A 26,131-nucleotide genomic window follows, 5' to 3' on the forward strand; every position below is an offset into this window, starting at 1 on the left:
TTTCCATCTAGTTCTTCTATATGTTGTTTTTACTTTGATAACCTAAACTTCTTGATATATCCGCTGCTGCTTTTTTAATCCCCGCTATGACCTTTGGAAGCCTAATTTCATCAAGCCTCATTTTTGGTGCAGCACAGCTGATTGAAGCGACTACATTTCCTTGATGATTAAAGATAGGAGCAGCTACACATTTCAGCCCTAACTCAATTTCCTCATCATCAACCGCATAGCCTTGCTCACGGATGGTATGGAATAACTCTTTAATCTTCTCAATATTTGTGATTGTGTGTTCTGTAAACGAATCCAAATTGATAGAAGATAAGATTCTATTTGCATCACTTTCATTTAAATGGGCAAGTACTGCTTTTCCCACGCCTGTACTATGAAAAGGAGCCCTTTTTCCAATATGTGAATAGATTGTAAGGGTACTATGGCCTTCTACCTTTTCAATGTAAATAATTTCATCACGTTGTAAAGTAACTAAGTGAACGGTTTCATTTAGTTCATCGACTAGGTCTCTTATAATTGGTCTGGCAACCTGCCCAATATCGAGATGTTTTCCGACAAAATTACCAAGTTCAAAAAGTTTTATCCCGGGCTTATACTTTAAATCTTCAGGATTTTGTTGAAGATACCCTCTATGTTCTAAGGTTTTGATGATCCCGTGGACGGTGCTTTTTGATAAGTTTAAATTCTCACTAATCTCCTTGATACTTAGTTCTGGTTTCGTCACCAAAAATAGTTCAAGGATATCAGCGGCTCTTTCAACAGACTGAATTAATCGTTCTGACACAACCATCCTCCTCTTGTTCGACAATGTCGAATGCCATTCGTAAATATTAAGGGCAATTTAATAGTACATCCTCGTTCATTATTCTGTCAATATTATAATGATTTATTTTGCTTCAAAAAAGAGCCTGATTTCCACTGGAAATCAGACTCTTTTTATATAATCTCAAATTGCTTAAAACCTGTTGTATCCGGGATAAAATCTAATGTTTTATTATTAAAGTAATGGCACTCCCCATTGTCAATAATAAAATGCAGCTCCTCTTTAGTAATTTCCGCATCATTTGGGCGAATTATTTCTTCTAAGGTTAATTTCACCTTCATAAAACAACTCTTTCGCATTTGTAAGCGAATAAATGGTTTTGTATCCGCTAATTTCATCCTATTTTTCAGTTCTGTTTTGGCATTCTCAGTTAAAATAAACACGTGTCTCCCCTCCCTGTATTCCTCGCTTCCCAACCTTTTTCTATGGGTTATAATTTTGTGAACCTCATGTCCCACAAAAGGTCCGGTAAGGCTGGGCAGTTTGGGCAGGCAGTGTCGAGTACTCAGATTGTTCCTCGGAGTGCGCGTATGGTGTTGATAATATGTCAAGCAGCCGTTTCAGCACACTGTAGTCTTCTTGTTTCACTGCGGCTTCTAATGCTTCTTCTACCCGGTGGTTCCGAGGGATGATCGCCGGATTGCTGTTTCGCATCAATTGTTTAGAAGAATCCCTCGAATCCTGCTGTCTATCAAGTCTCTCCTGCCATTGCTTATACCAATTTTTAAACTCCGGGGCATCCTTGAAGACCGTATCCTTCGGCTTTTCAAAAGTTAATGCCCGGAAGGTATTCGTATAGTCGGCCTTATACATCTGCATCATTTTAAGGAGGTCTTCAACTAAAGATTCATCCTGTTTCTCTTCGTTAAATAGTCCGAGCTTGGCTCTCATTCCAGTTAGCCAATTGCTTTGATATAACTCGATAAAATTTGAAATTTCATCCTGAGCCAGTTGGACAGCCTGTTCCTGATTGTCATGAATGAGCGGCAATAGGGTTTCAGCAAATCGTGCCAGATTCCAACCAGCAATATAGGGTTGATTGCCAAAAGCATAGCGTCCTTGCGTATCTATGGAACTATAGACAGTTTCCGGGTCATAGGTATCCATAAAGGCACACGGACCATAGTCGATTGTTTCTCCGCTAATCGTCATGTTGTCGGTGTTCATCACCCCGTGGATAAATCCAGCCAACTGCCATTTAGCAATGAGCGAAGCTTGCCGTTTGATCACTTCCTGGAGTAATGAAAGATAACGCCGCTCATCAAGGGCAACCTTCGGGTAATGGCGTTCTAGTGTATAGTCAGCAAGAACCCGAAGTTCCTCAACTGTGCCCCATTTAGCAACGTATTGAAAGGTGCCCACGCGCAGATGACTAGAAGCGACACGAGTTAGAATTGCACCAGGCAGGGCGGTTTCGCGGAGGACTGCCTCACCGGTTGTCACAACTGCCAGACTTCGGGTAGTTGGGATCCCAAGTGCATACATCGCTTCGCTAATGATGTATTCACGCAGCATCGGGCCAAGAGATGCTCGACCATCGCCTCCGCGTGAGTAGGGGGTTCTCCCCGGACCCTTGAGTTGAATATCAAACCGTTCACCTTTAGGGGTAATCTGCTCGCCAAGCAGAATAGCCCGTCCATCCCCTAACTTAGTAAAATGCCCAAATTGATGGCCGGCATATGCTTGGGCGAGCGGCTTAGCACCTTCAGGTAACTGGTTCCCCGCAAACACGGCTAGGCCATTTATATTTTCAAGCTCTTGTGGATTCAAGCCTAGGGAAGCAGCCAGTTGATTATTAAGAATAATTAACTGTGGTAAGCGGACAGGCGTTGGGTTGATGCTGGTAAAAAACATTTCTGGCAGACGAGCATAACTGTTGTCGAAGTTCCATCCTGGTTCTTTTATTTCTTCAGACATTTTATCCCCTTTTCTTTGTTTGTCATATTTTACTTAGTGGAAATTTCAGTGCATCCTATAATAATTTCCCCATATATTAAGCAAAATTCAAATCCTGTCCAGAAATTTTTCCAGCCTAGTCCCTATATTTTAGTGCTAATCCTTTTAAGAAATTTCGGGCGTATTTATCCCCGCATTCTTTATAATTCTTATGTCCCTTCTTTCGTAATAGTGCGCTTAGTTCTCCTTTTGTTATCTGGACACCTGCTTCATTTAATATTTCAATTATATCCTCACTAGTTAATGTCAGTGCGATTTTCAATTTTTTTAAAAGAATATTATTTACACTCTCATTTACAGGCTGCGCCGGTCTTTCAGGTTCTCCCGGGTTTGAATCTTGTTTTCCTCTTTTAAAAATAATAAAGCCGTTTAAAAAGGAATCTAGCATCTTATTATTACATTTTATGTGCGCTTCATCCTCAGCAAACTCACTTCCATTATCATCTTCATCATAATTGTCGGGTGATTTTGTAAGAATCTTAAGTACCTCTTCCTTGGTTACATCAATACCGCCCTGTTTAAATATCTCGACCATTTCTGTGTTTTTTATATCCAATGCATATCTTAATCTAATTAATATATCGTTATTCTCCATCTAAAAACCTCCTACGAAATAATTTACTAAGTTAGACAGTCATTTTCCAGCTTGATAATGCTAACCAGTTTTCCATTTGCACATAATCGGGGATTATTTTTCCAACAAGTCGCCAAAAAGATCGATCATGATTCAGATGAACCATATGGCACATTTCATGAACGACTACATAATCTATCACCTTTAATGGTGCCATCGCTAGCTTCCAATTGAATGTTAACTGCTGCCTGAAATCACAAGTTCCCCAGTTCTTGTTATTATCTGTAATACGAATAGACCTTGGTTTTGTTTTAAAGTTGCTTTGATAGGAACGAATACTTCTCTCTACTAATGTTTTACATTGCTGATAATAAAACCGTTTTAATGCTTGTTTTATTTTCTCATCTTCAAGTTGTTTCACATATATATTTAACTTATCCCCGTCAAACACTACATAGTCTTGCTTGATATCTATTTCTTGAGAGACCTGAATGGGATATTCGTTTCCTAAATAAAGAAAACTCTGACCTAAATAATTATGTATCATTAAATAAATCACCTACATTTATGACAATGGATAAAAAAGCGTTAAACCCTCAATATTCAAGGTTTAACGCTTTTGAGTTGACGATATTATACCATACCTTTCGAGCGATAGATGATGATTTTGAATATACAGTTAATCAATACCTATTATTAAAATGTTAGTCCATGACCAAGTTGATAGATATTACCATCGCTATCTTTATATGCATAGGTAAGTCCTTCAGGCATATATTTGTCCTTGTCATAGCCTGGTACATCATTTCTTGACACGCAATCTCCATTTTCATCAACCGCAATGACTGCTTCACTCGCTGGTAATGTTAACGGTAAAACACCTACCGGACGGCTATTGCCTGCAATTACCTCATAATGTGCCTTGTAGTAAGTATCGTATCCTGCGATTAAGACATCTGCAAGAGGTTCAACATTACCAAGGATCCAAGGTAGAATGACATTCACGCTTATGATTACTTTTCCACCACGAATATGGATACTGTCCGCTACTTCCTTTAAATGGTTCATACCAGTCAAAGTCGTTTCTTGATAGGTAGTACCATCCAAAGCGGATACCGTTTTATCTTCACAGATTTCAAGTTCTAATAGTCCTGGTGTCGCATTGAAATAAGCTCCGGATTTTGGACTTAAAAACAAGAAAGCTATGTCAGCTTCTTTATGGTTATCGGTCAAAGTAAATTGACCAAGCTCTTGACATTCCTGTCTTGCTTTTTCTGTATAAGAAGTGGCCCGCTCCGGTTCCTTATGGAACACCTCTACATAAACCTTCTTACCCTCAAGCTTTTCACCTGTTAATGGTAAGGTTTGATTGTGATTTTTAAGCACGGTTACTGATTTTTTATGCGCTTCATATGCCGCTTCCCAGTTAGCTGGGTTTTTCACTGCTTCAGCAGCCTGGTCGGGTGAAACATAGGTACGATCATCAAATAATCCTAAAGCAAACATTTCTGTAAGGAGACGTACATTTGCTTCATTAATACGCTCTTCACTAATCCAACCATTTTCGATCGCTGTTTTAAGGTTTTCAATATCATTCGTGTCAGAAATAAGATCTGTCCCCGCATTAATCGCTTTAGCAAAGCGTTCCGCCTCGCTTAAGGTTTCAACCCCCCAGCTCATTTTACTTGTGACGCCGCTATCGCTATTTATATAGCCTTTAAACCCTAATTTTTCTCTTAGGATCTTATTTAAGAAATATTCATTAAAAGTAAAACCAACCTCTTCGAAAGGAATGACTTCCCCTTCGAATTCTTGTTCTACACTTTTCCTAATACTAGGAATCGAATAATATGGCATCATGGAAGAAGTCCCGTGTTCGACTGCTGCCCGAAATGAAGGCAGGTGATACTTTTCTAGGCTTCCTGGAGTTGGGTATAGGTTCCATTTCCCCTCTTCATAATGGGGATCAAATCCATTTTCCCTTGGTCCACCGCCTGGAAAATGCTTGGTCGTCATTGAAATACTATGATTTCCAAGGGTCTTCCCTTGAAAGCCGTCAATGATACGGCCAATTGCATCAGTTATAAATTCTGGGTCTTCACCGAATGTACCATATATCCGCTGCCATCTCGGGTCCGTAACAGTATCCGCCATATACATATATCCTTTTCTTAAACCCACAGCATCCCATTCATCATGAGCAATTTGGGCGAATTGGCTAATAAGGGAGGCATCACCGCCATTTTTGATATCGCCCTTTGCCGCTGCAGCAAGTCCTAGCGTTCCAGGCCATGTGGAAAAAATCCCAGCCGCATCATTCATCCCAAAAATGAATTCTGTATTTTCGTTTCTTGAATTTGATGCGATTAAACACGGAATACCAAGACGTGACCCCTCACATACTTCATTCATGGTATTCACCCATTCTGCCATTTCAGATGGGCTCCAATTGTCTCTTAGAATAAAGTGGCGTAAATGCATGTTTTCAATCGTATGCGTTGTACCATATACTTTTGCCAAAGCAAAAATTGTCTCGCCCTTTTCGACAATCCCTTCATCCAACAAACCATCATGGCTTGTCTTACTCTTATCTTTTTGAGAAAGACCCATTTGGCGAGTATTAATAAGCATCATCCCGACTTTTTCATCAATATTCATCAATGAGACAAGGTTCTCTGCGCGTTCTCCCGGACTTAAACGCCAGTCCTTATAAGGTTCTAATTTCCCACTGTTATTTAAATCTTTAAATTTTAATCCATCCACTTCAATGATGTTCTTGACTCTGACTTCTAAGTTCGGTTGTTTATGCTTCTGTTCCAAATTAATGCCTCCTAAACTTTTTCGACCAGGGTATTAAAAGATTGATTTTTTAAAAAATTATTTCGGGAAAAGATCTATCTTGATTACTCATCGTTTTATTTTAGCAATAGGGATTCATTTTTACACATATTATTGCTTACAAGTTTTAAAACCTTTTTATAGGTATCGGAAATTCTTTAAAATAAAAGACCGCAAAAAAATAGAAAGGCAGATGATTCTACCTTTCTCTTGCGATTATGTACTACCTATTTTGCATTCGCATCAGGTTGATGAATTCCAATAATATTGCCTTCTGTATCAATATAGTATCCCTGCCAAGCCATACCAGGCAAAGCATATTTGGCCATTGCGACCTTGCCGCCATTCCCAATAATTTTGGCTTCCGTGACATCGTAATTTTCCACACCCATGGTACATGCAAATCCATTTAAAGGTTGGTTTGGTTCTGGGGGAGGACCTTGACGTTGCATTAAAGCACCATTGATCCCTGGCTCATTCTCATCGCCGGTCACCGCTCCAAAGTACGGCATACCTGCATATTCGCTCCAGTCTTGAAATGACCAACCGAATACCTCACCATAAAACTTTTTCGCTCGTTCCATTTCACTCACATGAATTTCAAAATGCACTAATCTTCCCATAATATCCTCCTATTTTTTCAAAAGCATAATGTGTAATTGACTATAATTGTCTATCATTATTATATCAATAGTGGAGTTATATTCAATTTCCACTAAAATATGGTGTTTGGAATGAAATACTTTAATTATTTTGCTCAAGGCATCGATAAACTGCCATCATATCCCGTTTATTTAACTCACGAATACGATTGTAAATTGGAATATCAGCAACAGCTTCTGTATACAAGCTTTCAGGAACAACATCCCTAACTTTACCCGTTAACCATGTTACTACTGGTATATCTTCAACCATTTCCTTGCGGCCTTCAGTATTGATACCACTTGCCTGACAACTCACACATGGTATCGTTAATTTAAACACGCCATCATGGAGATTCTCTTCTGTAATGACTTTCTTCCCTTTACAGAATCGACATGGATGACTTTTAATAATTTTATTCAATTGAGTGACTATTTTTTTGTAACCAAACGCTTCATAAACATACGTTAGTTTTTTGTATTTACCATTCGTGAAATACTTATCAATGATAGTTTCCCTTGTTTCATAGATAGTAGGAAAATCACAGATACTAACCTGATTATGGATGCTGATGGATTCGATATTGTCTTTAATGCATCCCCAGAATGGTAAGACATTTTGTAATACCATTTCATAACCTGTAAAGCTGGCGTGTTCCAATTCAAACATTTTCAATGCGACTTGTGTTTCCCTTGTCAGCAAGGAGACATCTTCCGTCAAAGTCATATCGCCACCAACAATAGACTTTAGCTTTACGAGTACAGGTAACTCACCAACTATTTGTAACACTTGATCGAGTGGCTGATTGATTATTTCACGAATATCTGTATCACCAAATATAAGTTGTTTATGATGATTAAGTACCGTTCCATGACAAATCGGACAGGTGATTTTTTCTTTTGATGCTTTCATTTTCTCTTTAATCACTGATTTTGAAATGACCATATACCCACCAACGATGGTATTAAAGCCTACCCAGGTCCTCTGTGTCTTGCCTGCTTTATCATAGAATGTCTTTTCAAAATATCCGTACCAAAAAATATGCTTTTCTTCTTCTGACATCTCGTTGTAACTTTTCGTCAGATCAAACCCGAGCTCATTCTTAATTTCCTCAAATAGAAACTCTATTTTTGGATATTGATAATATTTTAATACTTCCATCACTTCAGGATAAAATAGCCCATCCCAGAATGGAACGGTTTTGTCCTGAATGACAAGATCTTTATCAAATATTCCAATTTTAAGACGTCCTGAGCATGATGGACAATGATTGTCCTGTGAATAGAAATCGAAGCTTCTCGTATCTTTATTGGTCGGATGCGTCGCCACAATATGGTTGATCACACCGCCCAGTTCATAGAGAAAACTATATTGACTATACAAATGTCTTTCAAAATCTATAGCAATGACAGGTGCAATGGTGTCAGATTCGTATTCGCCGTAAATTAAACGAGCCATTGATGATAAGCTTTTTAAGATACCGCCCTTAAAGACATTTTCTGCATTTTTAAAATAGGCGATATGGTTTTCTCTTAAATAATTAATCCCATTTTGCGCTTTGAGTGTCGAAGTGATATGCGATGGAAGTGCAATAACTTCCTTATTTTTAAGCTGGAAATATTCGTTATGACTGACAACTTCAAGATGAGTGACAGGTTCAATCTTTCTTTTACCAAAATCAACGATAAAATCAGAGCTTTCTAACATATAGGGATTATGTTCAATCATCATGATAGAAACTGATTCATCATTTAGTATTCCCCTGGCACTATCAATGAATTGATTTAAAATATTTTGTGATAAACCTTTTGAAGGTTCATCAAAAATGAAAAGTGTATGTGGGTTTCTTGAGTTCGCAAACAACTCCGAAACTAAATGAACACATTGAAATTCACCAGTCGATAAGTCCCGAGTTTTTCTTTCTAATGTCAAATAACCTAGTCCCAGCTTAATCAGCAAACTCAACCGTTGATGTGCGATATCTTGATTTGGAAGTTCATCAATAATATCTTCAATCGAACGCTCGAATAGATCATCAATATCTTCACTATATTTTGTAATTTTCCTTTTAATATCAAGAAATGTCGCAACAGTTGAACGACTAGTAATCGATTGGTTCCGATCTTGCCCGACCATTACTAGTTTGTCTTTGGGATAACGCTTCTGAAAATCTTTGGCAATACATTCATTGACTAGCGTAGATTTACCACAACCGGATTCACCCGTAACGGTTACAAGTCTATTTTGGGGTATTTGAATTTCAGCCAGTTGAATATTACGGAAGTAAAGATCTTGAAAATGATAATAATCTGCTGGCACAGTCTTATTTCTTTCCCAAATGATTGGTTTGGGACGTGGTGATTCTTCTACAATTTCCCCGCCATATTTCCCACTGCCGGGGCCAAAGAATACTTGGTCATCCGTTGTATCTAGCACGGTGTCAGAATGATCAATGAACCAAATTTGGTTGTTATAGCCTAATTGTTTAATCTGTTCTAAAATTTTCAATAGTGTTTGGTGATCCAGGCCAACCGAGATTTCATCAATAATAATTACGGTATTTTCACTGGTTGCCATGAATTCTGCTAAGTATAGTCGCGTTAATTCTCCACCAGATAATGTACCCATGATTCGATTTAATGTTAAGTAGCCAATATTCATATTGATGATATTTTTGAGAATATGCTGTTTCGCTTCGCTAATATGTAAAACTTCTGCTAGTGATAAAATAGATTCCATGCTTAAGTTGTTGATATCGGAAATACAATGTGGTTGATCAAATAATTCAATACTATATTGTTCAACTTCTTGATTATAGCGCTTTCCCTTACACTTTTTACATTCGACATTTTTAGTAGTACCGCGTCCTTTACAATCCGGACACCAGCCTAACGGATTATTAAATGAAAAAACTTCCGGAGAAAGATTATACTTTTCAGCAAGAGCCACACGAATCTCTGTAAATACGCCAGTATGTGTACCAATTGTTGAACGCGGATTGGAAGAAATTGATGATCTTCCCAGAAAAAGTACAAGTGGCATTTCTTCCATTTTGATAGCACTAAAATTGGTTTCCATTATATTAGGAAATAAATACTGATAATCAGCCTTTGGCAATAAGGAAACGAGACGCTTCTTGGATTCTTCACCAATGGTTTGACAAAAAGTTGTCTTACCAGATCCGGACAAACCAGCAATTCCTAACGATTGATCAGCCGGAAGTGCTGCATCTAATTTGTTAATATTGTTCGCAATTAATTGATTTATTTTCATAGCACTCTCCTCCCCATTCTCTAACTCTAGTATTGCCATGTTAGCACAACTTAAAAAGTACCACTAATATAATTAGCGGTACTATAAAATCATTTTATAACCTTTGGAAAATCCAGCTTGGCAAATACAAATCTTTTCCAACCAAAATTTAGACTCTTAGCGAGCCTCGGAAACCCCTGGCAGCATAGTAGGATTCTGCTCCATTATGGTACACAAAGACAGTATCGTAGCGACGATCACAAAAGATAGCCCCACCTAGTTTTCTAATATTATCAGGCGTTCTCACCCAGCTTGATGTTTTAGTATCGAATTTTCCAAGTCTCTGCATCTCCCGGTATTGTTCTTCCGTTAAAATCTCAATACCCATGTCAGCAGCCATATCTAAAGCGTTGTTTTTTGGTTTGTGTTCTTTCCTTGACTCCAGTGCTTCACGATCATAACAAACACTTCTACGGCCTTTAGGACTTTCCGCTGAACAATCATAAAAAATGTATTCGCCCTCCTGTTTATCATGATCGATAACATCCGGTTCACCGCCTGTTCTTTCCATTTCACAAAGCGACCACAGTTTTTCAGTATTTGTTTCTAGCCTTGCTTGTATATTAGCCCATTCAAGGTCTTTATGGCGATCCATGTTTTTCTCAAAACGGGCTTTTAATATTCTAAGTATTTCTTCATGTTGTTCTGGTGACAACATCCTTTTTTCATTGTTCATACTAAACCTCCTATAGATTTACGGTGCCTGACACGGCCCGAAGTTTGATTATGTTTAATAACATTATATCCAATTAGTTTGCGAGAATATCAAACTTAGACGGAGAAAAAAAAGAAAGGGAGTGGGCACAAGCTCCACTCCATCTTTTAGCTTCGTATTTTAAAACAAACAGTTTTGAACACCTTATCTATAAATAGAATTCATTCGATTAATAGGAAGTTGACCGAGATACTCTTCCAAGGTTATGTTTCGACTAGCTATTTCCTTTGCTGCCTCTTTTCCTACATAACGAATATGCCAAGGCTCATATTGATACCCCGTGATACTTTCTTTTCCTTTTGGAAATCGTATAATAAAACCAAAATTAGGTGCGTTTTGTACTAACCACTTTCCTTCTTTTGTATCACCAAGGGATTGGCTGAGAGAATTACCTACTGATGGACTGGAAATATCTATGCTTAAGCCCGTTTGATGTTCGCTTTCGCCAGGTCGAGCACTAACTTGATTGGCGTTGGGATTCGCTTTTATATTTCTTGAGAAAAGATCGACTTGATAGTCGTAAGAACGGTAGCCCGAAACACCAGTTAAATTGATATTGTCCCTCTCCGCTTTAGCGAATAGAGCCTCAACCGCCTTAGCCGCTTCTGGTTGCATCAGTTTTTGTTGTCGGAATTCCGAAAAGTAAAATGGAATATCTGTTACAGTTAAATTTTTAGGGACATAAGAAGGAAGAAGAGCATTAAATTTATTTACTAACACCATTATATTGTCGGGATTTTGTACTACTTTATAGTTTGAAGATATAAGCTTTTGTAAAATTTCTTTTGTTTTGGGTCCATATACGCCATCAGCAACTAATACTTCCGGGTATTTTTTTTGTAAATCCAAGATAATATTTGAAGTGATAGGACCATAGACACCGTCCGGTTGAATATTAAAACCCATAGATACCAATGCCTGCTGTATTTTTACTACATTGGGACCATGGCTTCCAATACCGAATACTCCCTCCGGCAGGGTTATTCCAAGTGGTGCAGGGATTAATAATGTTTGTCCTGGATAAATTAAATCACTTGTTAAATGGTTTGCATTCTTTATATTCTGGACAGTAGTATTAAATTTATTAGCAATTGTATATAAGTAATCTCCTGGTTTTACAACGTAAGATATAGCTTCTGGAATAGTTAACGATTGTCCAGGATATATTGAATCGCTTATTAAATGGTTTGCATTCTTTATATTTTGAATGGTTGTATTAAATCTTTTTGCAATGGAATACAGCGTATCTCCCTTTTGCACAACATAATTTATGGTTCGATACCCTGCAGTCCAAGTGTGATTCCAAAACACATACCTCACTCCCTTAATAAATCCTACATAATAAGGTATGTATAATAAATGAGGGAGTGTTAAATTATTGAGATCCTCTTTGTAGCACAGAAAATCAATGTGTATATCAAAAACTAAACTTCAATCTCCATTAACGCTTCTGCACATTTTATCCCGTCAACAGCACTTGACGTGATCCCGCCAGCATAACCTGCACCTTCACCACAAGGGTATAACCCTTTGATGTTCGTCTCAAATGTCAGCGGATTCCGCTTAATTGTAACTGGTGATGAACTTCGGCTTTCGACAGCTGATAAAACGGCATCATGTTTGATAAAGCCCGCAAGTTTTTTATCCATGACTCGCAACCCGTCTTTTAAACTATCAACGATAAAATCATCAAGACATTCTCTTAAGTCCGTTGGTGTAACCCCCGGGGTATAAGTTGGAATGATATCGCCAAGTTGTTTACTACCCCTATTTTCTAAAAAGTCGCCGACCAATTGTACTGGTGCAAAATAATTACTGCCACCAAGTTCAAAAGCTTTTCGCTCAAGTTTTCTTTGAAACTCTATAGCCCCCAAGATATCTCCATTAAAATCATTTGGTGTGATAGAAACAAGCAATGCACTGTTCGCATTTTCACCACTTCTTGCGCTATAGCTCATACCATTTGTAACTACAGCATTTTTCTCCGATGCGGCAGCAACAACATGACCTCCAGGGCACATACAAAACGTGTAAACACCACGTCCATTGGGAAGATGGGCATTCAACTTATACTCAGAAGCACCAAGAAGTGGATTATTTGCAAAGCTACCGAATTGCTGTAAATCGATGTCTTTTTGGTGATGTTCAATACGCACACCTACAGCAAAAGGCTTCGGTATCATGTCTACACCTAAATCCTTTAACATATAAAAAGTGTCTCGAGCACTATGCCCAATCGCCAATACCACCGCATCGGTTTCTATTGTCTCAGACTCTCCTAGTCTTTCTAGCAGCACGCCTCTAACTTCACCATTTTCGATAATAAGTTCCTTCATTTTCGTTTCGAAACGCACTTCCCCACCCAGTCGTTCGATTTTTTTTCGAATATTTCTAACAACATTTATCAAAATGTCCGTTCCAATATGGGGCTTTGATAAATAAGCGATCTTACTAGGAGCACCCGCTTCTACGAATTCCTTTAATATTTTCGGAATTCTAGTATTTTTTACCCCTGTTGTTAATTTCCCATCTGAAAATGTTCCTGCTCCACCTTCACCAAATTGGACATTACTACTCGTTTCAAGTTCGCCGTTTTTCCAAAATTTATCAACAGCCATTTTTCTTCGATCGACATCCATTCCCTGCTCTACTACAATTGGGTTTAATCCATGTTCTGCTAATACTAAGGCACAGAAAAGACCAGCAGGTCCACTCCCAACTACTACAGGACGGGTGGTTTTTTGAGTTTTCTTGATCACATACTCTGATGGTTCAAAGGAAGAAACATTTTTTATTCCTACATACGATTTCTCGTTTTCAATTTCAACATCAACTGAATAAACAAGCTGAACAGTATTTTTTTCCCTGGCGTCAATCGACTTCTTAGATATACTGAAAAACGATATTTTCTCCTGTTTGACCTTTAGTATTTTTTGGATTTTCTGAGCTAAAAGATCCTTTTCCTTACTTGGGTCAAAATCAGCACGAAGCTTAATATTACTTATTCTTAACATGTTAAATTCCATCCTAAATTTATTTTTGCAGCTTTTATCATATCACTGTCCCCGTCCCATCAACATTCTTTTCCAAAGTTATCAAGCAATGTGCGCACTTCATCTGTTGATTTCGTGTTCATCAATTGATTTCTTAATCCACCAGCTCCAGGAAATCCTTTGACATAAATTTTGAAAAAGCGATGAAGCCCTGTGATTGAACGTGGCAGTACTTCCGCATATTGATCTTGAAGATCCAGCTGCAGTCTTAAAAGATCAAGGTATTCTTTACTGCTATGCTCTTTTGGCTCTTTTTCAAAAGCAAAAGGGTTTTTAAAAATACCTCGACCGATCATAACGCCATCAATACCATATTGTTCAGCAAGCTGCAGCCCAGTTTGACGGTCAGGAATGTCTCCATTGATCGTTAACAGCGTATTTGGTGCAATACGGTCACGTAATTTTTTGATTTCCGGAATTAGCTCCCAATGCGCATCTACTTGGCTCATTTCCTTTCTTGTTCGTAAATGAATAGAAAGGTTCGCAATATCCTGTTTTAAAATATGCGCTAGCCATTCCTCCCACTCAGTTAAATCCTTATCGCCAAGTCGTGTTTTCACACTGACAGGCAGTCCGCCCGCTTTTGCTGCTTGAATCAGTTCTGCCGCAACGTCTGGACGCAGAATAAGTCCACTCCCTTTCCCTCTCGATGCCACATTTGGTACAGGACAGCCCATATTAATATCGATGCCTTTAAATCCTAGTTCTGCCATGCCAATACTCATTTGACGGAAATATTCGGGATTATCCCCCCAAATATGTGCCACGATTGGCTGTTCATCTTCTGTAAAAGTCAAACGGCCACGCACACTTTTTATGCCCTCTGGATGACAATAGCTATCCGAGTTGGTAAACTCTGTGAAAAATACATCCGGTCGACCGGCTTCACTTACTACATGACGAAAAACAACATCTGTTACATCTTCCATTGGTGCTAGTATAAAAAAAGGTCGTGGTAAATCACGCCAAAAATTTTCTTTCATAGTAAATTCAAATCCTCCATTATGAGATACCAGGGCACCCCTTCTCTCAAAATTAAAAAAGCCGAAAGTCCTTGCTACCTTTACACTTATACCATGCTTTAGCACTTTTTATCAATCAGTTCGGGAATGTATATTATCACCAATTTCCTTCTTGATGCCCACACCATCCGAATTCCTGCAAAATATATATAGGTTAGCTAGATTTACATACAAAATAAACCAGTCTTAAAGACTGGGCCAGATCGGTTTTATTTAAATTAAAACTACAGGTGTAGAGTGTATGTGGACTCTTGTTTTAAAAAAAGTTCAAACTAGAACTGAACCAATTCTTTCATTTTTTGTACAGTTATTCCCACATGCGAATAACTCATACCTTCCCTACAGTTTGGGTTGTATAATAGACCTTTACCCAATTGTTAGATGTTCAAAAAATTTAATTCAATAATCTCATAGTATTAAGATGGGGCAGAATTCCAATTTAGCCCAAAAATCGAATGACATTTTTCACAAAAAATTACTTCAATATAGAAAAAGCAGCTAAAATCTAGTAAGATATCCACATGTGACATTAGATAAGGGGTTAGAAAAATGAGCGTATTAAACGTAAAGAATTTAAGTCACGGTTTCGGTGATCGTGCGATTTTTAATAATGTATCTTTTCGACTTTTAAAAGGAGAGCACATTGGACTAGTTGGAGCAAATGGTGAGGGTAAGTCTACCTTCATGAATATTGTTACTGGAAAGTTGCAACCCGACGAAGGGAAAGTTGAGTGGTCACGAAAAGTTCGTGTTGGTTATTTAGACCAGCATGCTGTACTTCAAAAAGGTACTACGATGCGTGAAGCTTTGAGTACTGCTTTTCAATATCTTTTTGATGCTGAATCAGAGATCAATGACCTTTATGCAAAAATGGGTGATGAAGGTGCTGATATCGATGCATTACTTGCAGAAGTTGGAGAGTTGCAAGAAACTTTAGATAGTAATGATTTCTATCGAATTAATTCAAAAGTGGAGGAAGTTGCTCGTGGTCTAGGATTAGATGATGTTGGACTCGATCGAGATGTAGATGACCTTAGCGGCGGACAGCGTACCAAAGTTTTGCTAGCTAAGCTTTTGCTAGAAAAGCCTGAAATCCTATTACTAGACGAACCTACGAACTATTTGGATGAACAGCATATCGAATGGTTGAAGCGCTATTTACAGGAATATGAGAATGCATTTATCTTGATTTCACATGATATTCCATTCCTGAACAATGTTGTTAACTTGATCTATCACATGGAAAATCAAGAGTTGAATCGTTATGTCGGCGACTATGATAACTTCTTAAATATATATGAAATGAAGAAGCAACAGCTAGAGTCTGCTTACAAGCGTCAACAACAAGAAATTGCTGATTTGAAAGATTTCGTTGCACGTAACAAGGCAAGTGTTGCGACACGTAATATGGCGATGTCTCGTCAGAAGAAGCTCGACAAAATGGACGTTATTGAATTGGGGAGAGAGAAGCCGAAACCAGAGTTTAACTTCAAAGAAGCTCGTGCAGCTAGTCGTTATATTTTCACGGCTGAAGATCTTGTTATTGGTTACAATGAACCCCTTTCTCGCCCTCTGAATTTGAAAATGGAACGCGGACAAAAAGTCGCATTCGTCGGTGCAAACGGGATTGGTAAGTCTACTCTTTTAAAAAGTATTCTTGGGTTGATTGATCCCATTTCGGGTAAAGTGGAACGTGGTGAGTATCAACACATCGGTTACTTCGAGCAGGAAGTTAAACAGTCCAACTACAATACTTGTATTGAAGAGATTTGGAGCGAGTTCCCAAGTATGAATCAGGCTGAAGTCCGAGCTGCTCTTGCAAAATGCGGTTTAACGACGAAGCATATTGAAAGTAAAGTTGAAGTCCTTTCTGGTGGCGAAAAAGCCAAAGTTCGATTGTGTAAAATTTTAAACACAGAAACGAATTTATTAATACTAGACGAACCTACCAACCACTTGGATGTTGACGCAAAAGAAGAATTGAAGCGTGCTTTAAAGGCCTACCGCGGAAGTATCTTGATGGTATCCCACGAACCTGATTTCTATCGTGAAATTGCGACCGATATTTGGAATTGTGAGGATTGGACTACGAAAGTGTTTTAAATAAAGAATAAGGGGTACCCACTGAATAAACATTCACTTGGGTACCCCTTTTTTAAAAAGGTTTTAAATCACAAATACAAAATAACCTATAAATGTTACACAAAGAACATACATAAACGGATGGACTTCTCTTGTTTTTTTCATTGCAATCATACTGATTGGGTAAAGGATAAAGCCAAGAGCAATACCTGTTGCGATACTATAGGTCAATGGCATCATAATAATCGTGATGAAACTCGGAATCACTATAGCCAAATTGCTCCAGTTAATTTTGCTTAATTGCGTTGCCATCATCGCTCCCACAATAATAAGAGCAGGTGCTGTTACCTCAGGAGTAACTATAGAAAGAACAGGTGAAAAAAATAACGAAACGATAAAACATGCTGAAATAATGATTGAAGTAAAACCTGTCCTGCCGCCAACCCCAATTCCAGCTGTGGACTCTACGAATGAAGCAGTAGTAGACGTACCTAAAATAGATCCAACAACGGCAGACATTGAATCTGCAAGAAGAGCTTTTCCTGCATTTGGAATTTGGTTATCTTTCATTAAACCTGCTTGGCTGGCAATGGCAATTAACGCACCAGCTGTATCAAAAAAGGCGACAAACAAAAAGATAAAGATAACAGCAAGGATTTTTGGATTGAAGATATCATCCAAATGGCCGAAAACTACCCCAAAGGTAGGATGAAGGCTAGGTATACTTCCCATAATGGCATGAGGGGCTTTTATGACCCCAAATACGATGCCAAGAATAGTTGAAAGCACCATCCCGTAAAAAATCCCACCCTTGACTCCCCTATTTAATAGAATAATCGTTATCATAAAACAAACAATCGCAAGTACTGTTGGTGCAGATTTTAAATTTCCGATTGTCACAAAGGTAGCTTCGCTGGAAGTAACAATTCCGGCATTCTTCAAACCAATAAATGCAACAAAGAAACCAATTCCACCGGCAATCGCATATTTTAAATCCTCCGGAATCATATTAATGATCTTTTCCCGAATTTTTAACAGGCTTAATATCATAAATAATACGCCCGCGGTAAAAACCCCAGCCAGCGCTGTTTCCCACGGTATTTTCATGCCCATGCATACTGTAAAGGTAAAGAAGGCATTAATTCCCATACTGGGAGCAATACCAATCGGATAGTTTGCGATGACTCCCATTAATAGGGAACCAATAATAGCCGAAAGAGCTGTTGCCGTGAACAACGCACCTTTATCCATACCTGTTTGACTTAAGACTACCGGATTGACAACCAGGATGTATGCCATTGAAAGAAAGGTTGTAATTCCAGCAATTGTTTCCTGTTTAAAGGAAGTTTTCCGCTCAGAAAATTGAAAGTAGTTTCTCATGATGCCCTCCGAATCTAGTAAAATAAGAAAAGCGCAAGCGCCCTGGTCAGCGGCGTATGGCCTGGAGCGCTCCAACTGAGATAAAGGAAACACGAAGAGCCGAAGGCGATTCGATGTTGACTTATCGTAGGGCGGAGAGCGAAGGACACTAGCCGCTAGGGCGCTGGAGCTAGACAGTAACCTAAGTTCAAAAACTTATACCTTCTTATACTATAAAAAATCCTCCGGCCAACTGCCGGAGGAATATTATCTACTAAGGTCAATAAAAAGCGCATGAATAGCCTAATTATCGCTCTTGTAGACAGGCTATTTACGGCAGCCGGGTAGAGACGTTCAATCCATATTATTGAACATATACAAGGTAATTCATTATTAATTTATTAAAAGAATAGTAGCAAGAAAAAAGTTTATAGTCAATATGAACTATCATATTCAGTTTATTAAGTTTATTAGCTGGATTTTCTCTCATACCTGTAAAAGCATAGTGCATGTTACATATTAAAAAAACAAGGTAGGTCATCCAAAAGCAAAAGATCAGTAAAAGCAATAACTAACCATAGTTGTAAACTTGAAGGCCACGGCCAAATGTGCTTTATTATTATTCTTGCCAGAGTTCAAGTTGATTTTTGCCGTGTTTTGTTCGATTTCTGCGGCAAAGGTCATAGCCAATCGTTATCCCGACAAAATTCTAGTTCATGCGGCGCACCTTCTCAATTAATTCTTAAATATTGATGCTTCGTATCGCTCGTGAGAGGATCGTAAATATCCTCTCAGTAATATTAATGAAGCTACCAGATACAGCGCGGTAAATACCACAAAGAAATAAGCATCATCCGGACAGAATACCATCGACAAATTAAAACAGAAGTGAACCCAGAAGGCATTAAAAAGGTTATCACACTTCTTCATAATAACTGCCATGATAAAGGTCAATGCTGTCAGGAGTACTAAATTTTCAATGATATAAAGAAGCAGCGACCATCCCATGTAATCGGTCGAGACAAACCAAAGAGGCGCGTGCCAGAACGCCCAGATTACTCCCAAGGTAAGGTTCCCTCTTATGAATCCAAATCGCTTCTCTAATTCAGGTCGTAAGTAACCACGCCAGCCTGATTCCTCGCCGGAAGCTCCCTGTAAAAGCGTAAACAAAAGAGCGCTCGGCAGTATGGACGAATCAAAGATAAGCTGCTCGTTGATGGACGTCTTTTGGGTTGCGGATATAATCAACGCCGATAATATGAGAACGCCTGATGCGATTACAAATACAAATAAAATATGGCCCATATGCAATTTCTCTTTAAAAGCCTTTTGATAAAACCCCTTTACTGTTATACCGGGCTTAAGCTTTTTCAACATCACAAGGAGCACAATCGTCGGGGACCAGCTACATATTACAACAACCCATTGCATCGCTGCGGGTGTACCGTGTAGTACCTGTGATACCAGCCCGCCAATCCCTAAGACCATTACCCAAAACAACAAGTATGCATTAATCACATACTTCCACATTTCATTAAACCTTTTCCCTTTCATGATACTTCGCCCTTTCTTTTTCATTTAAATTTTTATTTAAATTCTCTTTAAAGGGTTATTAAAAAATCATTTGGAGAACAAGCTTCGTGTATCCATATTTTACCACTTGTGTTGCATTATTCTAATTTTACTTATAAAAATACACAAAGTGTTCAACATTATTATTTTGTGAATTAGAATTGGATAAATGTTTTTTTAATTCAGTTGCTTAGCAACCAGCAGTATGCAATTTTTTCTATTTAACTCCCAATACGACCTCAAAAAGTTTGCATACAAAGTGCCAAGTTTTGTAACTTGGCTGAACGTTCTTTTTATTTTAAAACAAGCTGCGACACACACTCAACATATGCGGAGTGTATGTGGCAACTCATGGGGTGCTGGTGAAGATTCAGAGAGCTTAGAGATCTCATTCATTTCGATTCCGGACATAAATTCTAAGCTGAGTTGGTCACTAATCATTGTTATTCTATTTTCAAAAAGTCATTTGCATTGTACCATCTTGATTTGTGTTCAGTTTATAATTTCGCCTTTGTTTTTAGCTAAATTTTCGTGCCATTCGCGTCGCTCCATAGTTGTCAGTTTCGCCCATTCTGTTATTTCACCAATAATTCTTAAAGGTTCTTTTGAACGATAAGAACGTGTTAAGTTACCAGGAAATTTTTTGTCAGTAACATTTGGGTCGTTCTCAAATTCACCTGTTGGTTCTATTAGATATACTCGTTCACTTCCTTCTCCTTTTGCTAAAGCCGCTGCAAGTCCTGCGCCATTGGCATTAGCAGTGAAATAAATGTGGTTCATTTTAAGCCCAGATTGGTAATTTGAATTTCCACCTGCTGTTAGAAAATCACCAACCTTCAAATCTGCCTTTGTCCCATGGTAAAATGGTCCTGCATCAGAAGGAGCACCATTAAATGAATTTGACAATTCAAAATTTCTTTTTGCATTCTCAGTATCACACAACTCCTCATAACATTTGGCAATGTTTAAATATAACGTTGAGTATGCACTCTTCACATTATCATCATTTATTTTTAGTGCACACTGTAGAGATGTTTCCATCCATTTTAATTTGTCTGTAATACTCTTTTGTTGACGGGCTAAATGATAAGCTGCAATAAATCTTTCATAATCGTCTGTTGCTTCGTGCCATGCTTTATGAAACATCTTGACTGCATCTTCAATATTTCCACTATCCTCCAATCCCATTCCACTCATACAGAGTTTAATAACAACGTTATTTGGGTCAAATTTTATAATCATCTAATTACCTCCAAATTCATTGATTGTTATTATGGGTACACTCGGAAATTCAACTTCTCAAAATCTTTTCATTAGAAGAGTGATAAACAAAAGTTCCTTATTTTGCGCGAATGAATTCTTTGTTTGCGTTCTTTTCAGAAATAGTTCTTATTGGGGCTACTACATCGACAATTTTCTTGTCACCTTTTTCATGATAATCAAGAATTGAAACCAAAAGAAACTTATTTAGGAATAACTCCCTCGCTCCTTGCCATTTCATTATAGCCAGCCCCCCCTTACTTTTCCTTAAATTTATTATAATTGATTCAAAGGAAATATCATACAAAGCCATATAATACTTAGTTAATTGTCACACAAGCCCGAAATTATCACTCCTGTAATGTATGCACCTTTATAGACTAAAACCCAGTACTAAGACTGGGAATGAAAGTTCTTATCTTCAAAAAAATCGTTCTTCCATAATCGGACGCTTTAGTTTCACCACAATTGGGCTTTTTTGACCGTATCAATGGCAGGTTAAGAGGTGTTTGTATAAAATTGGAGAACTAGTAAAATAGACAAATAAATAGAGGTTCTATTTATGGTGAAAAATCGTTCTGTACCAACTGATCACATCCTTCCGCATGTTTATTATGAGAACGTTGCTGATGCCTTAGCTTGGTTAACTTCAGTGTTCGGTTTCGTCGAAGACTATCATTTCAATCTCCCCGATGGACAACTTCATGGCGTGATGATACATAAAGGCAATGCCTGGGTCATGCTTAAAAATTCGAGCCGAACAATGACAAGCCCTAGTAAACTTGGACTCCAAACGCAGTCCCTTATGGTATTCGTCAACAATGTAGATGAGCATTATAGGCATTCGATATCTTCGGGTGCACGCATTTTGGAGGAGATTTTCAACACGGAATACGGGGAGCGTCAATATTCAGCCCAAGATCTAGAGGGGCATGTATGGACTTTTTCGGAGCACGTTAAAGACGTTAGTCCTATTAGTTGGGGAGGGAAGATAGCTAACGAGAGGACAGAATCCACGAAGAAATAAAACTATTTTGGAAGATGGCATCATATATGATGCTTTAGCATTTTCAATAAGCTAAAGTAGCAATCAATAATTATCTTAATCTTCCGCAATCGGGCGCGTTTGTGGAGGTTCATTAGCCTAACTCTTCGCTAAAATACGGAGGGATAAGGCTTTTTTTTTACTTTTTAAACTCTTTAACGGTAACACATTTTCCAGACGATACCCATAGACAAATACATTAAAATTGGTGCCTGTCACGACCCGAAGTTTGCTAGATTTTGTCGAAAGTACAATATTTGAAAAAAAGTGCCTTTTCTATTTTTGAAATATACTCTTTGAATTTTTTTAATACTACTTTTGCTACACACTCCACATGCGTCATCACTTAGAAATGGGTGCCTGACACAACCCGAACTCTGACGCATTTTGTCGATAGAGATTCTTTTTAGGATATTTACTTTTAACAAACAGAAAAGGCTCAGCCCTAAAATGACTGAACCTGAAATTACTAATACTTATTATTTTAATATTAGCTGCGCCACACACTCCACGTGTGCGGATTGTATGTGGCAACACATGGGGTGTGGGTGAGTTTACTTGATGTCCGTTCTTAGATTAACAGTAAATGGTGTTAATTCCTTAACCTCGATATAGGTTAAAAGCTCAAATTGTAAGAATGTTTTTTCCGACTTAAAGTTTATAATCTTCTGTTCACTGTCTAGATTATACAGATTGAAAATAAGCTAATTCAGCATCGATTATTTTTACTTTAATTTAAGGGAATTTTTCTATACAATGTTACTTTTCACTATAGCGGATCATGCTCACCGTAGAAGGCTTTTAATGCCCAACCTGTGTTTGCGTGGTAGCATACTTCAATAAAAACAGCTGACTCTTGCCCAGAAATCCTATAGATTACAATTGTATTATGGATATAAGACCAATGATAACCGTTAAATTCGAAGTTTGGATAGTCTGCTGAACCAAAAGATTGACCATAAGGATTGCGTGATAATATTAACTTAGAAGACTTGTAAACTTTTTCATAATCTATGTTGTAAAGTTGACCCAACTGACGAAGTGCTGACCTCTCCCATTTGACAGAATAATCATTACCCATTTTTAGCCTCTTTAATAATTTGAATTGCTTCTTCATCGTTATCAACATAATTACGTTCAGTTGAAGCTTTTCGGAGTTGTTCTAATACATCTTGGTTAGAAAAAATTACTTTAGTTAATTTTCGCTTTTGGTCTTCAGTCGATTTTTCATAGTCGACCTTTTCCCTATATGGAATTAAAATGCCAAATTCTTTTTCAAAGAGCTCAGCAAAATCCTTCAATTCAATTACTGCTTTTCCCTTCACATATTTATCCAAAGTTTCCTTAGTTATGTATTCCATCATAACCACCGTCCTTTTCAATATTATACCATATGGTTTTAGCATAAAAAAACAAATCAAAAGGAAAGGTCACGACCAGAGGTTTTGCAAATTTTGTCGAAGCAATAATTTATTTCAGAAACTTTATCTATAATCAATCTTTTTTAAGATTCGCAAAAAGCCCATCAAAGATGGGCCTAAATTTAATTTAAATCACTTTAAATTTACCTCAATTTTATTCTCCACTGATTTTACCCTCTTCAAACCCGCATTCCTTCGTTCTCTAAGGTACATAAATGATTGAGTTGTAATTGGCGCCTGTCACGACCCGAAGTTTGCTAGATTTTGTCGAAAGTACAATATTTGAAAAAAAGTGCCTTTTCTATTTTTGAAATATACTCTTTGAATTTTTTTTATACTACTTTTGCTACACACTACACATGCGTCATCACTTAGAAATGGGTGCCTGTCTCAACTCGAACTCTGACGCATTTTGTCGATAGAGATTCTTTTTAGGATATTTACTTTTAACAAACAGAAAAGGCTCAGCCCTAAAATGACTGAACCTGAAATTACTAATACTTATTATTTTAATATTAGCTGCGCCACACACTCCACGTGTGCCGTATGCGGAAACATATCCACGGGTTGAATAAACTTCACTTCATATTTAGCACTCAAGGCCTGAATGTCCTTAGCCAAGGTTGACGGATTACATGAGATGTAAATGAGCTTTTTTGGTTCTGCCTGGAGGATGGTTTGGATTAATTGCCCCTCGAGGCCTGTTCTAGGTGGATCAACGACAATGACATCTGGCTTCCAACCCTTTTTGACCCATTTAGGCAGCACTTCTTCTGCTTTTCCTGGTACATATTTGGTATTCGTGAACCCATGACGCTTCGCGTTTTTCTTCGCATCCTCAATAGATTCCGTGATGACATCCATCCCACGGACTTCGCCTGCCTGGTCGGCAAGCCATAACCCAATAGTACCCACTCCGCAATACGCATCAACGACTTTTTCTTGACCCGTAAGTGCTGCTGCCTTTTTCACTTCGTTATAGAGCTTTACCGTCTGCACAGGATTTAACTGGAAGAAGGTCCTAGCTGAAAGCTCGAATTGCAGGTCTCCTAGTGTTTCCTGGATAAAATCTTCACCTGCTAACGGGAGTGTTTCCTCGCCAAAAATTAGGGAAGTTTTTTGCCCATTAATGTTCTGAACTATGGATTTCACATTCGGAAGACGTTTTTGGATTTCCTGAATAATGATGTCTTCTTTTGGAAGTTCCTTTTGCGTTGTGATGAGGACGATTTGTAACTCTCCCGTTTGAATGCCAACACGCGTCACAATAGTTCGAATGATACCTTTTCTAGATTTTTCATTATATATAGGTATTTTTAATTCCTCTAAAATCCGCTTCACTTCAGATGTTGCTTCATTTGTTTGGGCGTGCTGCACAGCACATTCGTCAATGTTAATTAATTGATGGGAATTTAGTCCATAAAGTCCAGCTAGTACCTTACCATCAACCGCCTTAAGTTGAAAACTGCTCTTGTTTCTATATCCCCATGGGTCTTCCATGCCAATGGTTTCGCGGATATCGAGCTTGCCAATGTCAACTTTTGTATGGCGCTCAAGTGATTGAATGATAATATCACGCTTTTCCTTAAGTTGTTGTTCGTATTTCAAGTGCTGCAACTGGCATCCTCCGCATTGATCATAAACCGGGCAAAGCGGCAGGACACGATGTGGGGATTTAATTCGGATTTTTTTTATTTTTGCCTCAGCAAATTTAGGGTTAATCTTTGTAGCCTCGACGACAACTTCCTCCCCTGGAAGAGCTCCTGGCACAAAGACAACCTGCTTTTTAAAATAGCCTACGCCTTCCCCATTAATCCCAAGCCTTTTGATCGTCAGCGGAAAGGTTTGATTCAGTTCAATTTTGATATTTTGATCAGTTTTCATCTATTTCACTCCAAATTATTCCATAAATTCATACAGATAGTTTCATTTTAATTTTCCCCGTATTATAGCATGTTTCACGCAGAAAAACCGAATTCCATCAGAAATTCGGTTTTACTTTACCTCCGGTTTTCTAAGGTAAAAGTAAGTAATCCAAACATATTGAATAGCTAGAACGATTAATATGCCAAGTATAAAAAAGTGATAGGCTTGCAGCTCTTTTTCAAACTGAATAAAAATGATTCCAATACTATTGACAAGTGCTGCAAATAAGACCACTCCGCCTCCTTTTTTTATCAACAGGAGGGCTAAACACACGATTGTCCCCAAAATCAAAAGGTACATTAAAAGATGCTCATTAGCAGGAGTAAATAGGGTCGATTCAAATTCTTGTTTTTTATAGGTTAGATATCTGGCAACTCCCATTTTTTTAGATGATAGATTTTCAAGGAAGATGGCTATGCAGATCTGAAAATTGAACGAGAATAACCAGAAAGTAGATTATTTTATTTATCATAGTAAGATCTCCTATTGTAGACAGAAAAAGACAATACCGACATACGGTTT

The 26,131-nt window shown here is 38.0% G+C and carries 21 protein-coding genes, 1 pseudogene and 1 riboswitch; of the genes and pseudogenes, 2 read left to right on the plus strand and 20 right to left on the minus strand.

What is annotated here, in order from left to right; translation table 11 throughout:
• Nucleotides 1-16: 16 nt before the first annotated feature.
• The 12 genes and pseudogenes from RCG22_RS10900 to RCG22_RS10955 form a co-directional block, all read right to left on the minus strand.
• Nucleotides 17-793, minus strand: a complete 777-nt coding sequence (locus RCG22_RS10900) for an IclR family transcriptional regulator (protein WP_374049442.1) — start codon at nucleotides 791-793, stop codon at nucleotides 17-19.
• A gap of 152 nt (nucleotides 794-945) precedes the next feature.
• Nucleotides 946-1,215, minus strand: coding sequence for an iron-sulfur cluster biosynthesis (locus RCG22_RS10905; protein ID WP_098263516.1), 270 nt, complete (start codon nucleotides 1,213-1,215; stop codon nucleotides 946-948).
• A gap of 64 nt (nucleotides 1,216-1,279) precedes the next feature.
• Nucleotides 1,280-2,749 (minus strand): protein adenylyltransferase SelO, encoded by a 1,470-nt coding sequence (locus tag RCG22_RS10910; RefSeq protein ID WP_308106816.1) that lies wholly within the window; start codon nucleotides 2,747-2,749, stop codon nucleotides 1,280-1,282.
• Nucleotides 2,750-2,864: 115 nt separating this feature from the next.
• Complete coding sequence (locus RCG22_RS10915; RefSeq protein ID WP_166254406.1) at nucleotides 2,865-3,383, minus strand: YehS family protein; 519 nt, start codon at nucleotides 3,381-3,383, stop codon at nucleotides 2,865-2,867.
• A 31-nt stretch (nucleotides 3,384-3,414) separates the two neighbouring features.
• Nucleotides 3,415-3,891 (minus strand): annotated as a pseudogene (locus tag RCG22_RS10920) (M48 family metallopeptidase); the annotation flags it as partial.
• A gap of 167 nt (nucleotides 3,892-4,058) precedes the next feature.
• Entirely contained in the window at nucleotides 4,059-6,182 is a 2,124-nt protein-coding gene (locus tag RCG22_RS10925; RefSeq protein WP_308106817.1) for a glycoside hydrolase family 3 protein, read from the minus strand.
• A gap of 245 nt (nucleotides 6,183-6,427) precedes the next feature.
• Nucleotides 6,428-6,823, minus strand: coding sequence for a VOC family protein (locus RCG22_RS10930; protein ID WP_308106818.1), 396 nt, complete (start codon nucleotides 6,821-6,823; stop codon nucleotides 6,428-6,430).
• A gap of 121 nt (nucleotides 6,824-6,944) precedes the next feature.
• Nucleotides 6,945-10,115, minus strand: coding sequence for an ATP-binding cassette domain-containing protein (locus RCG22_RS10935; protein WP_308106819.1), 3,171 nt, complete (start codon nucleotides 10,113-10,115; stop codon nucleotides 6,945-6,947).
• A 148-nt stretch (nucleotides 10,116-10,263) separates the two neighbouring features.
• The gene (locus RCG22_RS10940; RefSeq protein WP_308106820.1) at nucleotides 10,264-10,830 is read right to left on the minus strand and encodes a DUF4256 domain-containing protein; all 567 of its coding nucleotides are present in this window, start codon (nucleotides 10,828-10,830) and stop codon (nucleotides 10,264-10,266) included.
• Between the two features lie 183 nt (nucleotides 10,831-11,013).
• Nucleotides 11,014-12,180 carry a D-alanyl-D-alanine carboxypeptidase family protein gene (locus RCG22_RS10945; protein WP_308106821.1) on the minus strand — a complete coding sequence of 389 codons (1,167 nt, stop codon included), beginning with the start codon at nucleotides 12,178-12,180 and terminating at the stop codon, nucleotides 11,014-11,016.
• Nucleotides 12,181-12,293: 113 nt separating this feature from the next.
• Entirely contained in the window at nucleotides 12,294-13,883 is a 1,590-nt protein-coding gene (locus RCG22_RS10950) for an NAD(P)/FAD-dependent oxidoreductase (RefSeq protein WP_308106822.1), read from the minus strand.
• 59 nt (nucleotides 13,884-13,942) lie between these two features.
• Nucleotides 13,943-14,905 (minus strand): tRNA dihydrouridine synthase, encoded by a 963-nt coding sequence (locus RCG22_RS10955; RefSeq protein ID WP_308106823.1) that lies wholly within the window; start codon nucleotides 14,903-14,905, stop codon nucleotides 13,943-13,945.
• Nucleotides 14,906-15,493: 588 nt separating this feature from the next.
• On the opposite strand from RCG22_RS10955, the gene RCG22_RS10960 reads away from it, so the two are divergent.
• Nucleotides 15,494-17,047: an ABC-F family ATP-binding cassette domain-containing protein gene (locus RCG22_RS10960; protein WP_098263527.1), complete on the plus strand. Its 1,554-nt coding sequence runs from the start codon at nucleotides 15,494-15,496 to the stop codon at nucleotides 17,045-17,047.
• Between the two features lie 63 nt (nucleotides 17,048-17,110).
• On the opposite strand, the gene RCG22_RS10965 is transcribed toward RCG22_RS10960, so the two are convergent.
• The 4 genes from RCG22_RS10965 to RCG22_RS10980 form a co-directional block, all read right to left on the minus strand.
• Entirely contained in the window at nucleotides 17,111-18,406 is a 1,296-nt protein-coding gene (locus RCG22_RS10965; protein ID WP_308106824.1) for an NCS2 family permease, read from the minus strand.
• A gap of 278 nt (nucleotides 18,407-18,684) precedes the next feature.
• Nucleotides 18,685-18,786, minus strand: a riboswitch (purine riboswitch).
• Between the two features lie 334 nt (nucleotides 18,787-19,120).
• Nucleotides 19,121-19,963, minus strand: a complete 843-nt coding sequence (locus RCG22_RS10970; protein ID WP_308106825.1) for a CPBP family intramembrane glutamic endopeptidase — start codon at nucleotides 19,961-19,963, stop codon at nucleotides 19,121-19,123.
• 486 nt (nucleotides 19,964-20,449) lie between these two features.
• The gene (gene arr / locus RCG22_RS10975; RefSeq protein WP_308107133.1) at nucleotides 20,450-20,863 is read right to left on the minus strand and encodes an NAD(+)--rifampin ADP-ribosyltransferase; all 414 of its coding nucleotides are present in this window, start codon (nucleotides 20,861-20,863) and stop codon (nucleotides 20,450-20,452) included.
• A gap of 433 nt (nucleotides 20,864-21,296) precedes the next feature.
• A complete protein-coding gene (locus RCG22_RS10980; RefSeq protein ID WP_308106826.1) occupies nucleotides 21,297-21,458 on the minus strand; it encodes a hypothetical protein in 162 nt (53 codons plus the stop codon).
• Between the two features lie 321 nt (nucleotides 21,459-21,779).
• Between RCG22_RS10980 and RCG22_RS10985 the strand changes: the two genes are divergently transcribed.
• Entirely contained in the window at nucleotides 21,780-22,244 is a 465-nt protein-coding gene (locus RCG22_RS10985) for a VOC family protein (RefSeq protein WP_308106827.1), read from the plus strand.
• A 787-nt stretch (nucleotides 22,245-23,031) separates the two neighbouring features.
• Here the strand turns inward: RCG22_RS10985 and RCG22_RS10990 are convergent.
• The 4 genes from RCG22_RS10990 to RCG22_RS11005 form a co-directional block, all read right to left on the minus strand.
• On the minus strand, nucleotides 23,032-23,343 hold the full coding sequence (locus RCG22_RS10990) for a hypothetical protein (protein ID WP_308106828.1): 312 nt from the start codon (nucleotides 23,341-23,343) through the stop codon (nucleotides 23,032-23,034).
• Complete coding sequence (locus tag RCG22_RS10995; protein WP_308106829.1) at nucleotides 23,336-23,626, minus strand: hypothetical protein; 291 nt, start codon at nucleotides 23,624-23,626, stop codon at nucleotides 23,336-23,338. Before RCG22_RS10995 ends, RCG22_RS10990 begins: the two co-directional genes overlap by 8 nt.
• A gap of 561 nt (nucleotides 23,627-24,187) precedes the next feature.
• Nucleotides 24,188-25,567, minus strand: a complete 1,380-nt coding sequence (gene rlmD, locus RCG22_RS11000; RefSeq protein ID WP_308106830.1) for a 23S rRNA (uracil(1939)-C(5))-methyltransferase RlmD — start codon at nucleotides 25,565-25,567, stop codon at nucleotides 24,188-24,190.
• A gap of 111 nt (nucleotides 25,568-25,678) precedes the next feature.
• Nucleotides 25,679-25,990: a hypothetical protein gene (locus RCG22_RS11005; RefSeq protein ID WP_308106831.1), complete on the minus strand. Its 312-nt coding sequence runs from the start codon at nucleotides 25,988-25,990 to the stop codon at nucleotides 25,679-25,681.
• Nucleotides 25,991-26,131: the final 141 nt, after the last annotated feature.

Source organism: Neobacillus nitrireducens, from assembly GCF_030915405.1.
In the GTDB taxonomy this organism is placed as follows: domain Bacteria; phylum Bacillota; class Bacilli; order Bacillales; family Cytobacillaceae; genus Neobacillus.

Excerpts from the sequence above, each read along its gene's own strand:
- RCG22_RS10910 (WP_308106816.1), bottom strand. The coding sequence starts at position 2,749 with ATGTCTGAAGAAATAAAAGAACCAGGATGGAACTTCGACAACAGTTAT.
- RCG22_RS10915 (WP_166254406.1), bottom strand. The coding sequence starts at position 3,383 with ATGGAGAATAACGATATATTAATTAGATTAAGATATGCATTGGATATA.
- RCG22_RS10930 (WP_308106818.1), bottom strand. The coding sequence starts at position 6,823 with ATGGGAAGATTAGTGCATTTTGAAATTCATGTGAGTGAAATGGAACGA.
- RCG22_RS10935 (WP_308106819.1), bottom strand. The coding sequence starts at position 10,115 with ATGAAAATAAATCAATTAATTGCGAACAATATTAACAAATTAGATGCA.
- RCG22_RS10940 (WP_308106820.1), bottom strand. The coding sequence starts at position 10,830 with ATGAACAATGAAAAAAGGATGTTGTCACCAGAACAACATGAAGAAATA.
- RCG22_RS10950 (WP_308106822.1), bottom strand. The coding sequence starts at position 13,883 with ATGTTAAGAATAAGTAATATTAAGCTTCGTGCTGATTTTGACCCAAGT.
- RCG22_RS10955 (WP_308106823.1), bottom strand. The coding sequence starts at position 14,905 with ATGAAAGAAAATTTTTGGCGTGATTTACCACGACCTTTTTTTATACTA.
- RCG22_RS10960 (WP_098263527.1), top strand. The coding sequence starts at position 15,494 with ATGAGCGTATTAAACGTAAAGAATTTAAGTCACGGTTTCGGTGATCGT.
- RCG22_RS10965 (WP_308106824.1), bottom strand. The coding sequence starts at position 18,406 with ATGAGAAACTACTTTCAATTTTCTGAGCGGAAAACTTCCTTTAAACAG.
- RCG22_RS10970 (WP_308106825.1), bottom strand. The coding sequence starts at position 19,963 with ATGAAAAAGAAAGGGCGAAGTATCATGAAAGGGAAAAGGTTTAATGAA.
- RCG22_RS10980 (WP_308106826.1), bottom strand. The coding sequence starts at position 21,458 with ATGAAATGGCAAGGAGCGAGGGAGTTATTCCTAAATAAGTTTCTTTTG.
- RCG22_RS10985 (WP_308106827.1), top strand. The coding sequence starts at position 21,780 with ATGGTGAAAAATCGTTCTGTACCAACTGATCACATCCTTCCGCATGTT.
- RCG22_RS10990 (WP_308106828.1), bottom strand. The coding sequence starts at position 23,343 with ATGGGTAATGATTATTCTGTCAAATGGGAGAGGTCAGCACTTCGTCAG.
- RCG22_RS10995 (WP_308106829.1), bottom strand. The coding sequence starts at position 23,626 with ATGATGGAATACATAACTAAGGAAACTTTGGATAAATATGTGAAGGGA.
- rlmD (WP_308106830.1), bottom strand. The coding sequence starts at position 25,567 with ATGAAAACTGATCAAAATATCAAAATTGAACTGAATCAAACCTTTCCG.
- RCG22_RS11005 (WP_308106831.1), bottom strand. The coding sequence starts at position 25,990 with ATGGGAGTTGCCAGATATCTAACCTATAAAAAACAAGAATTTGAATCG.